The organism is Clostridium sp. (assembly GCF_036642255.1).
In the GTDB taxonomy this organism is placed as follows: Bacteria; Bacillota; Clostridia; order Clostridiales; family Clostridiaceae; genus Clostridium_J.
Genome location: NZ_JAVWDJ010000001.1, coordinates 1 through 16,439, shown reverse-complemented (window position 1 = coordinate 16,439; position 16,439 = coordinate 1). Strand labels below are relative to the sequence as shown.

Genomic DNA, 16,439 nt, shown 5'->3' with positions numbered 1-16,439 from the left:
ATATTATTAGTTTTTAATTAACCGTATATAAAGAATATAAATCTTCACAATAATACTTTAAAAGAGGAGATAACCCATACTCAATAAGAGATAGTCGCAGTTCATTGATAGAATGTTACTTTTAATTAAGAGTGAAGCTATTTTGGATGATGATGGAATAAAATGGTGTTGTTCTTTATTTGATATATCAAGATTTTTACTTTAGGAGTGATAAAATGAATTTAACGGGTAAGGTTGCTGTAATAACTGGAGGAACTAGAGGCATAGGAAAAAGCATTGCTTTAGAGCTAGCAAAACAAGGAGCTATGATAGTACTGAATTATGTCAATGATGACAATAGTGCAGAGAACACCGTAAAAGAAATTAGAGATAGTGGAGCCTTTGTAATGTTAGTAAAAGGAGATGTAAGTGATTATAAGTTTGCAGCTATGATGATTGATAAAGTAATAAGCGAACTTGGGAAAATTGATATCCTTGTAAACAATGCGGCTATATCAAAGGTAGGTTTATTTATGGATATGGAGGAATGTGATTATAACACAGTTATGGATGTGAATTTTAAATCTGTGTATAATACTTCTCATAATGTTATAAAACACATGATTTCTAAAAAAAACGGAAATATCATAAATATTTCTTCTATGTGGGGAAATTTAGGTGCATCTTGCGAAGTTTTGTATTCTTCTTCTAAAGGGGCTATAAATTCTTTTACTAAATCCCTAGCAAAGGAGTTAGCTCCAAGCAATATAAGAGTTAATGCAGTTGCACCAGGAGTTATAAATACAGAAATGAACGGATGGTTATCAAAGGAAGAAAAGGAGAAATTAATAAATGAAATTCCCCTTGGTAGATTAGGAAATGGAGAAGAAGTAGCGAAGGTTGTGGCATTTCTAGCTAGTGAGGATTCTAGTTATGTAACAGGTCAAATAATAAATGTGGACGGTGGATTGCAATAATATTAAGTTTTTATTAAAATACAATAATATATTTTAATAAGTGAGTAATTATAATATAATGTATATAAAATTCATATATTTAGGACAAGGTATTAGTAAAAATTAAATATACCTTGATAAAGAAGGGGAAGGAACTTAAAAATTCTATGAATAACTTAAAAGAAATACTAAAAATTATGTTAATATTTATCTTGCTTATCGTGTTTTCACCAGTGATATTTGGAGTTCTTGGATTTTTAATGAGAAGCTTATTTTTCCTAGTTGTATTTGGAGCTATAATTATTACAGGTGTAGTATTTTATTTTAAATATAAAGCTAAAAAAATAAAAAAACAATATGAAGATAATCCTAGCTATAGTGCAAATTATAACATGAATAATAAGGATGAATATGAGGCAGGCAGTGAAGATACAATTATTGATTATAGTGATTCACCTATAATTGATGTTGAGTTTGAAGAAGAAGAAGAGCAAAAGTAAAAGTAAAATATGGTATGTTTGTAGAAAGTGAACTTTCTACAATGAAGCATGGCATTTTAATATTGATTAATTTGATACAAAAGCAAAAGAAAGAATGAGATTTTCATTCTTTCTTTTGTTTTTTATACACACTGGGGTAAATATTAAATTTTATTTTTTTCTATGAGTTTCTAAATAATTTATTTCATTTGAATCTAAAGTTTTAAGTGATAATAGTAAGTCTATAGCAATAGTAGGTAATACTTAAAACATGTCGAAGCTGATTTACTACAGTTTTAAATCACTATAATTTAATTGTAACAAGTAGTTGTAATGAATTTTCCATAAATTTGTGGTATCTTTGTGAAATTTAGACACAAAAAAACTGACTCTATGGAGTCAGTTTTTAGCTATAATCTATAGGTAATTTAATGGTAAGAGGAGAAAATTAGCTTAAGGATTAGCTGCATCCTGTAGTAGTTCCACAATCCTGACAAACTTTACAAGTTCCGTTTTTAACTAGTCTTGTACTTGAACAGTGAGAGCAAACCTCTGAGTAAATTCTTTCTCCTTCAATAGAATTAGGGAATTTTAAGTCCTCATCTATGGAACTAGATATTTCACTTTCTACCATAAAAGATTTAGATCTATTATTTATAAGAATTTCGTAGTTATCAGGTTTTACCTGGCATCTAGAAAAATCTCCAAGCTCAATATCTATAATTTTACTAATTAAATCAGAAATAGAGGAAACATTTTTAATGTATGGATGCTTTTGTACAAAGCCATAAGGTTCATACTTTTGACCTCTAAGCATTTTTGCAATATCACTTGCTGGAACATGATATTGAAGCATTACTGAAATAGATTTAGATAGGGAATTTAAAAGTCCAGTTATTATTGTTCCTTCTCTATCAGTAGTCATATAAATTTCAGATATTTCCCCCTGTTCGTTTCTGTTAACTGTAGTATAGATCTTTACGTCATCTATTTGAGCAGGATGAGTAGTACCAAATCTTATTCCATGAAGTTTTTCTCTTGTAGAAACATTAGATTTATGTTGTAACTCTTTTGCCTTTTCGAGTAGTTGATCGTAACTTAAATCTTCTAGAGCAATCTTATCATCACTATTTAAGCTAGTAGAGTTAAGTGGTTGACTTGCTTTGCAACCATCTCTGTAAAGAGATATTCCCTTTACGCCAAGTTTCCAAGAGGTTAAAACTACTTTCTTAAAATCTTCTACTGTAGCATTTTTAGGTAAATTTACAGTTTTAGATATAGCTCCAGAGATTAATGGAGTTATTGCAGCCATCATTAAAACATGACCCATTGGTTTGATATATCTTTTACCACTACCACATTTGTTAGCAGTATCAAATATTGGTAAGTGTTCTTCCTTAAGATGTGGAGCACCTTCGATCTTACCATCTATAATCTTTTCATATTCAAAACCTTTTTCTGTAACTGTTTCTTTTCTTAATATATACTCTATAATATCGCTAATTTCCTTTTCGCTATAGCCTAAGTTCTGTAAGGAAGCTTCAATTACAGGATTTACTAAAGTCATGAAGCCGCCACCGGAAAGCTTCTTATAAATAAAATGAGAGAAGTACGGTTCAATGGAAGTAGCGCCACAATCCATAGCAAAAGAAATAGTACCAGTAGGTGCAACCACAGACACTTGTGCATTTCTAAAGCCATATTTTTCACCATATTCTATAGCTTCACACCAAAGATTTTTTAAAGTATCAGACATATTAGAGAGATTATTTTTATTCAATATATCATGATCAACCTCTAATGGCTTATAGTGTAAGTTTTCATAAGGAGAGTTTATAGCGCCAGCAACTCTTCCATGATTTCTAATTACTGATAGCATGTAGTCTTTGTTTATATCATACTTCTCAAAAGGACTAAGTTCTTTTGCCATTAGTGCAGAAGTAAGATAAGAAGTTGCTGTAAGAGTTCCTATTAAAGCAGCAGAAAGTGTTCTTGATTCTTCTGAATCATAAGGAAGCCCCATTACCATAAGCAGAGAAGCAAGGTTTGCAACTCCAAGCCCAGTAGTTCTAAACATATAGGTTTTACGAGCAATATCTTCTGTTGGGAACTGACCCCAATAAACTGATGCTTCAAGGGCAAGCTGAGTTAAAGCTACCAAATGAACATAGCCATCTATATCAAAGGATTTAGTTTCTGTATTGTAAAATTTATAAATATTTATAGAAGCTAAATTACAAGAAGTATCATCTAAGAAAGCATATTCTCCGCAAGGATTAGTACAGTTTATTCTATTGTGTTTTGCACCATATAATCCATCTTCACCAGCTGGGCAAGTATGCCAAGCATTAAAGGTATCATCAAATTGAGGTGCTGGGTCAGCACACTGCCATGCTGAAGTATTAAATGAATCCCAAAGGTCTTGAATTTTAACTTTTCTATTAATCCTATCATCCACTCTACCTTTAAGAGTAAGAGTCTCATTAGGATGAACTTCTAGATTATCAACTTTATTCATAAACTCATCACTAAGTCTTATGGAGTTATTACCGTTTTGGCCAGATACTGTTTCGTAAGCATCCCCTTCAAAGTTTGAATCATAGCCCATTTTAATCATTGCGCGAACTTTATCTTCTTCTTTAGCTTTCCATTGGATAAACTCCATTATCTCAGGATGATCTATATCTAGACATAGCATCTTCGCAGCCCTTCTCGTAGTACCACCTGATTTAATTGCTCCTGCATTTCTATCAAAGCCCTTTAAGAAGCTCATAACACCAGAAGAAACACCACCGCCAGAAAGTTTTTCCCCTCTTCCTCTTAAGGTAGAATAATTAGTCCCAGTACCAGAACCACCTTTAAATAGTTTAGTTTCTGTTACATACTGCTCAGATATAGAGTGGGGACCTAAAAGTTTATCTTCTACTGACAAAATAAAACAAGCAGATGCTTGTGTGCGAGTGTATCCATCTTCACTTTTAACAACTTTTCTAAGGGTCTCATCGAAATAATAATTATGCTGAGTTTCCCCAGCAATACCATAGGAATGTTTTAACCCTGTATTGAACCATTGAGGTGAATTCGGAGCATACATTTGAGCTAAGAAACAGTATGCTAACTCATCATATAAAATTTGAAAGTCTTCTTCGGAAGTAATTATTTCTTCATCTATAAGTGCTTCGCACCAAAAATTTACGATTCTATGAACTACAAGCCTAAGGCTATTCTCATATCCAACTTCATTTGGAACCATAGCTTTCTTAAAGTATTTAGAAGCAATGATGTCACAAGCATTTTGTGAATAATCTACAGGGAACTCTAAATCCTTCATATCCACAATTATATTATTTGTCTTATAATCCTTTAAAAACACATTTACTTTTTTCCATTGAAACAAGTCATATACTGTAAGGCTTTTATCGTTTTCCAATGATTTTGTATAATATCTTTTAATCATATCCTTTATTTTCTTCATTATAAATGCTAGCTATTCCAAAGAAAAGACCAGCAAAGTCACCCCCTATAAAATAAATCGACACACAATATATAGTTGTATATTAATAGTGTACTACTATATGTGGTATTATATACCAAAGTAATTAATTAATCAATATAGAAATTATCGACTAATACTGTTAAATATTTAGATAATTAATGTGAAAAATTAGCAAAGCCTTTAGCTGCAATACATAGCTAAGTTTAAAAATATTTTGGTAAAATTTAAAATTTTTTTCTTGACAGAAATAAGCTATAAATAATAAGAACTTAAATATTGTGGAATTATAATAGAAAGATGCAATAAGAAATTTTAATTATTTTTAGCAAGGTTGATTATTAATTTTTTATGAAAAAGCATTTTTATATGGTTAATTAGATGACTTTCATCAGTAGCTGTTGTGAAAGTTCCTTGTGAAAAATATAGGATAGCTTGAAAATTTTTCTTATTTTATTAATTAATTTGTCTATTAATGATATAATAAGGGGTAAAGTCTATAAGCCTATTAACCATGAGAATTCTTTCATAAAATAAGTTTTTAGTTAAAGTGATTTTCATAAAAATCAGGTATTATTAGTTATTTAAGAATATTTAATGGAGGAGGAAGAGGATATGATAAAAGCTTATAAAGGAAACACACCAGAAATAAAGGACTCATGCTTTATTGCAGAAAATGCAACAGTGATCGGACAGGTTGAAATTAATGATAATGCAAACATATGGTATGGCACTGTAATAAGAAGTGATATGAGTTATACTACAATTGGCGAAAATACAAACATACAAGATAATACATCTGTACATAATGATTTTAGTACTCCTACAGAAATTGGTGACAATGTAACTATAGGACATAATTGTGTAATACATGGATGCAAGATAAGCAATAATGTTTTAATAGGAATGGGTTCTGTTATATTAAATAATGCAGAAATTGGCGAGAATACAATTATAGGCGCAGGAAGTCTAGTAACTCAGGGGAAAAAAATTCCTGGTGGGGTACTTTGTATAGGTTCCCCAGCAAAAGTTATAAGAGAGTTAACGAAAGAGGAGATTGAGTCAATTAAATCTTCGGTTATTCATTATATAGAAATGGCAGAGGAACATAAAAAGTTATAATGCCGTTTTGGAAGGATAATTTCCACATCCTCTTTAGATGAAAGTTAAATCTCCTTCCAAATTTGTTAAACAAAATGAACTTGTTCCTTATTTAATTGGAAGTTATGGAGGCGTTAAGCAGTGATAAAATTAGATGTTTTAGATAAAATGACCACTGAAGAAAAATATAAGTATATGTTAATCTTACTTGAAGGACAATTAAGCTCAGAAAGTGATATATATGCTAACATATCAAACGCTAGTGCAATTATTTATGCAATTATGGATAAACTAAATTGGAGTGGATTTTACTTCATGCGTAGCGGTGAATTAGTGTTAGGGCCTTTTCAAGGAAGACCTGCTTGCAATAGAATACAAGTTGGAAAAGGAGTTTGTGGAACTGCAGTATCCACAAAGGAAGTCCAAAGAATAGCAAATGTTTATGAATTCCCAGGGCATATTGCTTGTGATTCTGCGTCTAATTCAGAAATTGTAATTCCTTTAATAAAGAATGAAAAGGTATATGGAGTACTAGACATTGATAGTCCGGTTCTTAACAGATTCACTGAGCTAGAGGAAAAATACCTACTAAAATTTGTTGAAAAACTAAATAAATATATTGATTGGGAAATGCTATAGGAGTTAGGAGAAAGTTATGATAGAAATAGGAAATTTTAATAAATTAGAGGTTGTTAGAACTAGTGATATTGGATATTATTTAGAGGGTCATGGTAAAACCACCTCTGACGATATTCTTTTACCACGAAAAAGTGCTGTGGGAGAGTTTAATGTAGGAGATGAAGTAGGAGTCTTTATTTACAGAGATTCTAAGGACAGAATAATAGCTACAATGAAGCAGCCTAAATCTACTGTAGGGCAAGTTCAATACTTAGAAGTAGTAGATAAATCAAAGGTTGGATACTTTATAAGTATTGGATTAGAAAGAGACGTTTTAGTTCCTTTTAAAGAAATATCTTATGACCTAGAAGTAGGAAAGAGTTACTTGTTTTATATTTATTTAGATAAAACAGATAGAATAGCTGCTACTACAAAGGTTGATAAACATCTTCACCATACTACAACTTATAACATAGGTGATGAAGTAGAAGGTACCATTTATGGAACTCACAAAAATGGTAATGTAATGGTTGCATTAGAAAATACTTATAGAGGATTAATACTTAGCAAGGAGTATTTCGCTAAGGCTGTTATGGGAGAAGTGTTAAAGGTTAGAGTAAAGAAATATTTTGACGATGGAAAAGTTGAAGTTACTGCAAGAAAACCAAGATTAGAAGAAATGGATTCAATTGAAGAAGTGATTATGAAATATCTTGAGAGCCACAATGGCTTTATGATTTACAATGATAAGAGTGACGCAGAAGAAATAAAAAAAGCTTTTAAAAGCAGTAAGAATACCTTTAAAAGAGCTCTTGGTGGCTTAATGAAAAAAGGGCTAATTACTCAAAATGAAGAAGGAACAAGACTAAAAGTAACGCAAGAATAAGTTATTCTGTATAGAAATAGCCTCCTAATTAAATAGGAGGCTATTTCTTATGACAGAAGAAATTGTTTCAGTTATATAGTAAGTTTAAAGGGAAGTAACTAAAGAACTAAAAAAGATAGAGTTCTTTAGTGCTTCCTTTAATTTTTGATTTAAATGAGTTGTAGATTGAAAATTACACTACAACTTATTTGTTACGTTTAAATAATTTAACTACTTCATTAACTACAAGTACAATGATACTTAATAGAAGTACAAAGCCCCAATCTTTTAAAGTTAAAGGTACAACCTTAAATACTTCTGCTATAGGAGCGATATATATTACTACAAGTTGTAGAATTATACCAATGGCAATTGCGCCAAGCATATACATGTTAGTAAAAATGCCAACCTTAAATATGGATTTGTTTTCACTTCTCATATTAAGAGCATGAGCTAATTGAGTACCACTTAATACTACAAAAGCTAAAGTTTGAGCATGCATTAATGCTTCTGGATTATTTGCAACAGTAGTAAGAGTAACCTCAGCACCACCGTAAGTGTGTACACCATAAACAAAGGCAATTAGTGTTAATAGACCAATCAATGAACCGTTAAGCACTAAAGTAAATATAGAACCTTTAAATATGCTATCTTTAGGATTTCTTGGTTTTTTCTTCATAACATCCTTGTCACCTGGGTCAACTCCAAGAGCAAGAGCAGGGAAGGAGTCTGTTATTAAGTTTACCCAAAGAATATGAGTAGCATTTAATGGAGATGCCCATCCAAGAATTATAGCAAGGAATAGTGAAACTATTTCCCCAACATTACAAGAAATTAGGAATATTACAGATTTTTTAATGTTATTAAATATATTTCTACCTTCTTCAATGGCTGCAACGATAGTAGAGAAGTTATCATCTGTTAAAACCATATCTGAAGCACCTTTTGCAACGTCTGTACCAGTGATACCCATAGCAACACCAATATCTGCTGCTTTTAAGGAAGGAGCATCATTAACACCATCACCAGTCATTGATACAATGTTTCCTTTAGCTTTGAACGCTTTAACAATTCTAACCTTATGTTCTGGAGAAACTCTAGCAAAAACTCTTAGAGCGTCAATTTTAGATGCTAGCTGCTCGTCATTCATATCATCAAGTTCAGCACCAGAAATTACTTGATTGATACTATCTGCAATCATAAGCTCTTTAGCTATGGCAAAAGCAGTGTTTTTGTGGTCACCTGTAATCATTATTGCTTTAATACCTGATTGCTTACAAAGTTCTATAGAATCTTTAACCTCTAATCTTGGAGGATCTATCATACCAACTAAACCAATGAAAACTAAGTCTTTTTCAAGTTCATCTATTTCAATGTGAGTAGATGGAACTATCTTAAAGGCAGAGCCTAAAACTCTAAGAGCATCATCAGACATTGCTGTAGCAGCTTTTAGGAACTGATTTTTTAGCTCTTCAGTTATTGGTACTATTTCACCATTAATATAAGCACTATTACATAATGGTAAAAGGTTATCTGTAGCACCTTTTGTCATTACATAGTAGTTATCACCATAGTTATTTACTGTGGTCATTAATTTTCTATCTGAATCGAAAGGGATTTCATCCATTCTTTTATGAGTTTTCTCTAAAGCTTCTTTAAATACATTAAATAAGTTACCAGCTTCAAGTAACGCAATTTCTGTTGGATCTCCAGTTTTTGAAGTTTCAGTAGCAGTTGCGTCATTACAAAGCACAATATTTTCTAATAAAAGTTTTTGTGTTTTATTTTCAAGGTTTAACTTTGAAACTTCATCTAAAGTACCATCAGCATAAAACTTAACTACAGTCATTTTGTTTTGAGTTAGTGTACCTGTTTTATCAGAACAAATTATATTTACTGATCCAAGGGTTTCAACTGCAGGAAGTTTTCTGATAATAGCATTTTCTTTTATCATTCTTTGAACACCTAGAGCAAGTACTATTGTAACTATAGCAGCTAAACCTTCAGGAATAGCAGCAACTGCTAAACTTATAGCAGTCATAAACATAGTACTGAAACCTCTACCTTGTAATAGACCAACACCAAATATAACTACACATATTACGATGGCACCAATACCAAGGATTTTTCCTAATTCCTCAAGCTTCTTTTGAAGTGGAGTAAGTTCATTTTCACTTTCATCTAACATCTTAGCTATTTTACCTATTTCAGTATCCATACCTGTAGCAACAGCCACACCGATACCTCTACCATAGGTTGCAAGAGTTGACATGAAAGCCATGTTTTTCTTATCTCCAAGAGAAACTTTTTCATCATTTAAAACTAATTTAGCATTTTTATCTACAGGTACTGATTCTCCAGTAAGTGCAGATTCTTCAATTTGTAAATTTGCACTTTCAATAAGTCGAATATCACAAGGAATAAATCTACCTGCATCGATAATAAGTATATCACCAGGAACTACTTCTTCTGATGGAATTTCTTTTAATTCTCCATCTCTTTTTACAATAGCCTTTGGAGTGGAAAGTTGTTTTAAGGCATCCAATGCCTTTTCAGCTTTAGCCTCTTGAATTACTCCAACAAAAGCATTTACAAGAATAACAATACCAATAATTATTGCATCACCAATTTCGTGACCTACTATAACCGATAATACTGCTGCAACCATTAAGATATAAATTAAAATATCATTAAGTTGAGCCAAGAATAGCTGGATTTTTGTTTTTGGCTTTTTGGTAGCTAGTTTATTTAAGCCATATTTTTCTGTGTGTTCTTTTACTTGGGAAGAAGTTAATCCAGTAGCACTATTAGTACCATACTTTTTTATAACATCTTCAGAAGTTTCGTTAAAATACATCAGCATCACCTCATAAATTATTATTTACCTACATAATTTTATTATTTATAAAAATTTTATTATGTACTATAAAATTATCCCATATAGATATGATTTCAAATTAAGTATCTGAATGAAAAAATAAGACAAAGCTATGACGAATATTTTGCATTCACAAGCACCCAGGTTCCATTGATGATCTGTTTGTTACCAATAAATTCTGTTCACTGAGTATGATGCAAAGTAGTCCAGCTTATTGACTAGTTAATTTTCAGATAACTTAAAAATTAAACTGTGAAGTTATTGAAAATATGGGACTGAAAGATATTATACCATAATATGGTAGAAAAATTAAGAAATTATTTTAATATTAACAAGTTGATTTTAGTGATTATATCTAAAGTATATATAATTTTCACTAAAGCTGCATTATTGTGACAAAAATTCATTTTTGAATAAACTTTTAAATTTACAATAAAACAAAGATAAGTCCGGAGTTAATAAGTGAAATTTCAAATCTATCTTAAATTGTAAGTTGAAAAGCCATTGTAAAATAAAAGAGACCCATGTATAATGCAATTTGCTTCATACATGAGTCTCATCATTTAAGGCAAGGCCAGACTTATAAAGTCACGATGTTGACCTTGCCACACAATCAATGGTGCTAATTACTCCCTCATTAATAAAAAATATATTTACTTCATATCAAATGATTATAAATTAGATTATACAATAATCCTTATAAACAGTAATATCTAAGTAATAAATATGTCTATAATATATTTATACAGCTTTTTTGCAATTATGTCAATAAATTTGCAAGTGATATATCGCAAAAAATTCATTAGTTAAGAAATTTCAGCATAATAAAGTCAAATAATCAATAAATAAAGTAGGATTAACCACTTTACACCATGATTTTACTTTAATCAATAAATATCTATAACTTGAAGGGAACATGAGATTTATCCTTCGAAAATGTGGTTTAAATTAACTTATAAAACTTGGTATTACTCCATAAAAAACTACACCGAGAATACCAGAAATTACAATGATTAAAATAGGGTTTATTTTTGTTTTATAAAGTAATGTACCAATAATTAAGGCAATAATTATACTGTTTAAATCTCTATAGGATTCATAACCCAAAGACAAAAACACAGATATTATTAAACCTATAAGGGCAGGGCGCATACCAGATAAGGCAGAGGAAAGAATTTTGGACTCTTTAAACTTGTTGAAAAATATATAGGCTAAGGATACAAGAATAAAAGAAGTGGTAACAACACCCAAAGTAGCAACTATGCTTCCTACAACGCCGGCAACTCTATAACCCACAAAGGTAGCAGAGTTTATTGCTATAGGACCAGGAGTCATTTGGGAAATACCTATAATATCAATAAATTCAGTTTTACCAATCCAATGATTATTATCAACTATTTCTCTTTCGATTAATGGAAGCATCGCATACCCTCCACCAAAACCAAAAGTACCTACCTTTAAGAAAGCTAAATATAATTTTAAAAGGATTCCCATCTATTCCACCTTCCTTCTATTTGACATAATACCATAAATTCCTGAGACTAAAATTATATACACTGGGTTTACATCAAAGATTAAGATTACAGATATTGTAGCTACTATAATAAGAATATTTTTTGTAGTTTTACTCACAACCTTAGAAATACTATTTACGCCAACTAAAATAAGAAGAGGAACTGCAGCATTAATTCCTTTAAAGATAAGTTCTACAATATACAGACTTCTAAATTTATCAAAGAATATGGCGATGAGGAGTATTATTAAAAATGAGGGTAACACTACACCTAATAATCCTAAAGTAGCACCTAAGGGGCCTCCTAGCTTATACCCAATAAAAGTACAACTATTTACCGCAAGAGCTCCAGGAAAGGTTTGAGATACAACTATAACATCTATAAATTCGTCCTTAGTAAGCCATTTGTTCTTACTAACAACTTCTGCTTCAATAAGAGGAATCATGGCATAACCACCACCAAAGGTAAAGCTACCTATTTTAAAAAAGGTTAAAAACATCATTAATAATCGTTTCATTATTATTACCTCCAAGAAAATTTATGGTTTTCAAGAAAAATTTTATAAATAATCTATACTTACTAGATTGTCTTTTAGCAATAAGATGCTTAAAAATTAAAATTAAACATAGGGTTTATTTTTAATTTTTATATAATGAATTGGAAATACAACCCAACATTAGAATTATACCCTTTATATATTATGAGCGCAAATCTGTTGGAATAAAGCTAAATGATTCATTGGGTATCTAAGATCACAATATAAAGAATCAAGAAATATTTTGTGATTACAAGCAAGTTCAATACCCAGGTAAATAAGAAATGGTTGTCACAGAACTAACTTTTATTCACAATATTTTAAAACAACCTTAATATATTTAGAGTACATTGATTTGTTAATGAATCCACTTATGTAAAGTATAGATCACATTCTACATAAAACAAAGGAAACTACTCATAGTGCATGTGCTGCATTATGAGATGCCTCTTTCCTTTAGATGCAGTATACCGCAAAATGGGGTAGCGTACTTACTAGTTATTTATTATAATATAAATTATAATTGTATTATAAAAAGTAGCTTTGAAGGGAGTTAAGTGAAATGGAAATATCTAAAGTGAGAAGAACTGCTCCAGTAAAGCAAGAAGGAATTGCTGTAGGAAGTAAAAGTGACTTTACAAAGAATTTTAACTTTGCTCGTCAACAAAAATCTGAAGAACAACTAAAACAAATGTTTAAAGATATAAAAAGCAAAGGCAATAGGCTAGCAGTTTCTAAGTGTTATGCTGATGTTAAAGCTTATAAGCGAGCTATTAAGGAATATTTAGAATCCATGATGGCCTTTATGTATTCAGTGAAGAAGGATATAAGCTTTTGGCAAACTCAATATTATGTAACAGTTGAAATTATAGATAAAAAATTAGAAGAACTAACATCTATGTTATTAAGCGAAGAAAAAGAAAATTTAAATATTGCGGGAACAATAGATGAAATAGCTGGATTAATTGTGGATATCTATAAATAATCATTTTAAATTTGTGGACTATTTATTAGAATTTAAAGTGTGAATACTCTTATGTAAAATGAATTTTAATATGTATTTAGGTTTTTTATAGTTTTTAAACGAATAAACTTCTTAGAAATTAAAGATTTAAAAAGAAGTAGGTTGAAAGTTACATTATTGTAGCAGTCAACATACTTCTCTTTTTTTAGGGTACTTTTTTATATCTTATATCCAACTATTATAACTTGCATCAGAAGGCATTCTTAAATCCCCTCGGGGAGATACGCTTATAGTACCTACCTTTGGCCCATCAGGAAGGCAAGAACGCTTAAATTGTTGAGTAAAGAAACGTTTTAAGAACATATGAAGCCATTTAGAAATTTCTTCTTCAGAATAATTATCCTTGAAGGCTACTTTAGCTAAAAATAATATTTTTTCAGGTGTAGCACCTTGTTTAATGAAATAATATAAGAAGAAGTCATGAAGCTCATAAGGTCCTACTATATCTTCAGTTTTTTGAGCTATCTCTCCATTCTTATCTTTAGGAAGGAGTTCGGGACTAACAGGAGTATCTAGTATATCAAGAAGAGTTTCTGATACTTTTCCAGAAAGTTCTTTTTCAGCTACATATCTTACTAAATACCTCACAAGGGTTTTGGGAATAGAACAGTTTACAGAGTACATAGACATATGGTCGCCATTATAAGTACACCAGCCTAGAGCTAATTCCGATAAATCTCCGGTACCAATTAAAAGTCCAGCTTCTTTATTAGCAAGATCCATAAGTATTTGAGTTCTTTCTCTTGCTTGCACATTTTCATAGGTAACATCATGAAGTTCTACAGGGTGACCTATATCTTTAAAGTGTTGCAAAGAAGCATCCACAATATTTATTTCTCTTAAATCGGTGCCTAAATGCCTGCATAAATCTAAGGCGTTTGTATAGGTTCTATCTGTTGTTCCAAATCCAGGCATTGTAATAGTTACTATATTCTTTCTTGGAATGGACAGCATATCAAAGGTTTTTACAACTACAAGTAGTGCTAGAGTAGAATCTAATCCACCAGAAATACCTATTACTGCTTTGTTTAATTTTGTATGGCAAAACCTTTTTGCAAGGGCAGAGGATTGGATGTTAAAGATTTCTTCACAGCGCAAATCACGTTCATGTTCATTACTTGGTACAAAGGGGTGTCTATCTATATATCTATCGAACTCACTTATTTCTGTGTTATCAAATTTAAAGTGTATATATTCTCCCTTAAAAGGGCAAAAAGCTACACTATCCCTAAAGCTTACATTTTTGAGTCTTTCAGATTTAAGTTTATTTATATCTACTATACCAGTAATAATTTCGTTTTCTCTTTGGAATCTCTTGTTTTCAGATATAGTTGAACCATTTTCAGCAATCATAAGATGACCACTAAATAATAAATCTGTAGTGGATTCGAAGACTCCAGAGGAGGAGTACACATAAGCACTCATACATCTAGCACTTTGATTTGAAATAAGATTCTTTCTATAGTCACTCTTGCTCACTAACTCATTTGATGCGGATAGGTTACAAATAATATTAGCTCCCAATATGCTTAAATAGCTACTAGGTGGAATGGTTACCCATAAGTCTTCACAAATTTCAAAGCCTATCTTTATGTCACCACAAGTGAATATTAAATTTGTACCAAAGGGAATTTCACTTTGGAAAGATAAATCAATAAGGTCTGTATCTACATGTAATCCACTGCTAAACCAACGTTTTTCGTAGAATTCAGAGTAGTTTGGTAGGTAACTTTTAGGAACTATCCCTAGAACTTTGCCTTTAAAAATTATGTAAGCTACATTATAGAGTAGGTTGTTATGCTCAAAGGGAGCACCTACAGCTATTAGAATATCTTTATCACTAGAGTAATTACAAAGACTTTCTAAGGCATTTTCGCTTTTATCTAAAAGTCTTCTTTGTAGAAATAAGTCGCTGCAAGTGTAGGAGGTTATTGAAAGTTCTGGAAAAACCACAACTTTACATTCCCTACTTATGCTATCATCAATACACTTTTTTATGTTTAGTAAATTAAAATCCACATCAGCTACATTTGTAACTGGACAAGCAGAGGCAACTTTAACAAAGTTCATTTTATTTCACACCTTTCATTTTCTTAGTTTTCTTTTTCATAACGGAATATCCAAACTTTCCAAGTGGCTTATTATTTAAAGAAAAATATTCACCATGAGAATAAGAAATTAAATCTGCGTTTTCAAAATGTATTTTACCCTTATCATCAATCAAAGTTTCTTCTACATGACAGCAAAGAACTTCTGCTAGAAATAAATCATGGCTACCAAGGGGAGTTATGGATCTAACCTTACATTCGAAGGAAACAGGACACTCCTTAATAATAGAAGAAGAAACCATGTGGCCTGATTCTAAGGTGAAGCCCATTTCTTTAATCTTATCAGTTTGTTTCCCAGAGCGAACGCCACAATAATCTACTGCTTTAACTAAGTCTTTTGAAGGGAGATTTACAATAAAGTTTTCACTTTCTTTTATGTACTCATAAGAAAGTCGCTCAGGTCTTATGGCTACAGTTATCATAGGTGGCTTAGTGCAAGCAGTCCCTATCCATCCTACTGTAAACACATTATCTCTTCCTTCTTTGTTCTTAGAAGTAATTAGGACTGCAGGAACAGGATTTAACATTATACTGCCCTTAAAAGTTGCTTTAGCCATGTATATCACATCACTTTCTAATATTAGGATAAGTAATTTTATAAATTTTATGTTTAATATAGGCCTCCAAGATGAATATTTAGTATACATCTTAAAAAAGCTCTAGTGGAATACCGTAGAATTATGCATATGCAAAGTTTTGTAATGGATCCCTAATGATGAATTAATAAACAGTTTCATTGTGAATTCTTTTATGTATTATAACCTATATTGTAGAAATTTTCCATGTATAATGAGTTTAGAGGAAAGTTAATGTAAAGTTAAGTAATTGTCTAATCCAGTTATAATGTATAAGCTAAGGTGCTATAGCGTTAGTGGCTAAGTAAAAAATT

12 protein-coding genes are annotated in these 16,439 nt (G+C 31.0%); 6 read left to right on the top strand and 6 right to left on the bottom strand.

Features of this window, described 5'->3' with window-relative positions; translation table 11 throughout:
• Positions 1 to 215 precede the first annotated feature (215 nt).
• Together RR409_RS00060 and RR409_RS00055 are read left to right on the top strand one after the other, a co-directional pair.
• Entirely contained in the window at positions 216 to 956 is a 741-nt protein-coding gene (locus tag RR409_RS00060) for an SDR family oxidoreductase (RefSeq protein WP_332555666.1), read from the top strand.
• A gap of 146 nt (positions 957 to 1,102) precedes the next feature.
• The gene (locus tag RR409_RS00055; protein ID WP_332555665.1) at positions 1,103 to 1,435 is read left to right on the top strand and encodes a hypothetical protein; all 333 of its coding nucleotides are present in this window, start codon (positions 1,103 to 1,105) and stop codon (positions 1,433 to 1,435) included.
• Between the two features lie 439 nt (positions 1,436 to 1,874).
• On the opposite strand, the gene RR409_RS00050 is transcribed toward RR409_RS00055, so the two are convergent.
• Positions 1,875 to 4,889, bottom strand: coding sequence for a vitamin B12-dependent ribonucleotide reductase (locus tag RR409_RS00050; protein WP_332555664.1), 3,015 nt, complete (start codon positions 4,887 to 4,889; stop codon positions 1,875 to 1,877).
• Between the two features lie 633 nt (positions 4,890 to 5,522).
• Here RR409_RS00050 and RR409_RS00045 point away from each other — a divergent pair.
• The 3 genes from RR409_RS00045 to RR409_RS00035 all read left to right on the top strand — a co-directional run bounded on the left by RR409_RS00045 (position 5,523) and on the right by RR409_RS00035 (position 7,512).
• A complete protein-coding gene (locus RR409_RS00045; protein WP_332555663.1) occupies positions 5,523 to 6,029 on the top strand; it encodes a gamma carbonic anhydrase family protein in 507 nt (168 codons plus the stop codon).
• Positions 6,030 to 6,176: 147 nt separating this feature from the next.
• The gene (locus RR409_RS00040) at positions 6,177 to 6,647 is read left to right on the top strand and encodes a GAF domain-containing protein (RefSeq protein ID WP_332555824.1); all 471 of its coding nucleotides are present in this window, start codon (positions 6,177 to 6,179) and stop codon (positions 6,645 to 6,647) included.
• Positions 6,648 to 6,663: 16 nt separating this feature from the next.
• Positions 6,664 to 7,512, top strand: coding sequence for a S1-like domain-containing RNA-binding protein (locus RR409_RS00035; RefSeq protein WP_332555662.1), 849 nt, complete (start codon positions 6,664 to 6,666; stop codon positions 7,510 to 7,512).
• 184 nt (positions 7,513 to 7,696) lie between these two features.
• Here RR409_RS00035 and RR409_RS00030 read toward each other — a convergent pair whose 3' ends face one another.
• The 3 genes from RR409_RS00030 to RR409_RS00020 all read right to left on the bottom strand — a co-directional run bounded on the left by RR409_RS00030 (position 7,697) and on the right by RR409_RS00020 (position 12,400).
• Positions 7,697 to 10,348: a cation-translocating P-type ATPase gene (locus tag RR409_RS00030; RefSeq protein WP_332555661.1), complete on the bottom strand. Its 2,652-nt coding sequence runs from the start codon at positions 10,346 to 10,348 to the stop codon at positions 7,697 to 7,699.
• Between the two features lie 969 nt (positions 10,349 to 11,317).
• Positions 11,318 to 11,863, bottom strand: a complete 546-nt coding sequence (locus RR409_RS00025) for a chromate transporter (RefSeq protein WP_332555660.1) — start codon at positions 11,861 to 11,863, stop codon at positions 11,318 to 11,320.
• The gene (locus RR409_RS00020; protein ID WP_332555659.1) at positions 11,864 to 12,400 is read right to left on the bottom strand and encodes a chromate transporter; all 537 of its coding nucleotides are present in this window, start codon (positions 12,398 to 12,400) and stop codon (positions 11,864 to 11,866) included.
• 580 nt (positions 12,401 to 12,980) lie between these two features.
• Between RR409_RS00020 and RR409_RS00015 the strand changes: the two genes are divergently transcribed.
• Positions 12,981 to 13,403 carry a YaaR family protein gene (locus RR409_RS00015; protein ID WP_332555658.1) on the top strand — a complete coding sequence of 141 codons (423 nt, stop codon included), beginning with the start codon at positions 12,981 to 12,983 and terminating at the stop codon, positions 13,401 to 13,403.
• A gap of 204 nt (positions 13,404 to 13,607) precedes the next feature.
• Here RR409_RS00015 and RR409_RS00010 read toward each other — a convergent pair whose 3' ends face one another.
• Positions 13,608 to 15,512 carry an NAD(+) synthase gene (locus tag RR409_RS00010; RefSeq protein ID WP_332555657.1) on the bottom strand — a complete coding sequence of 635 codons (1,905 nt, stop codon included), beginning with the start codon at positions 15,510 to 15,512 and terminating at the stop codon, positions 13,608 to 13,610.
• Between the two features lies 1 nt (position 15,513).
• Positions 15,514 to 16,107, bottom strand: coding sequence for a flavin reductase family protein (locus RR409_RS00005; protein WP_332555656.1), 594 nt, complete (start codon positions 16,105 to 16,107; stop codon positions 15,514 to 15,516).
• Between the last annotated feature and the right edge of the window lie 332 nt (positions 16,108 to 16,439).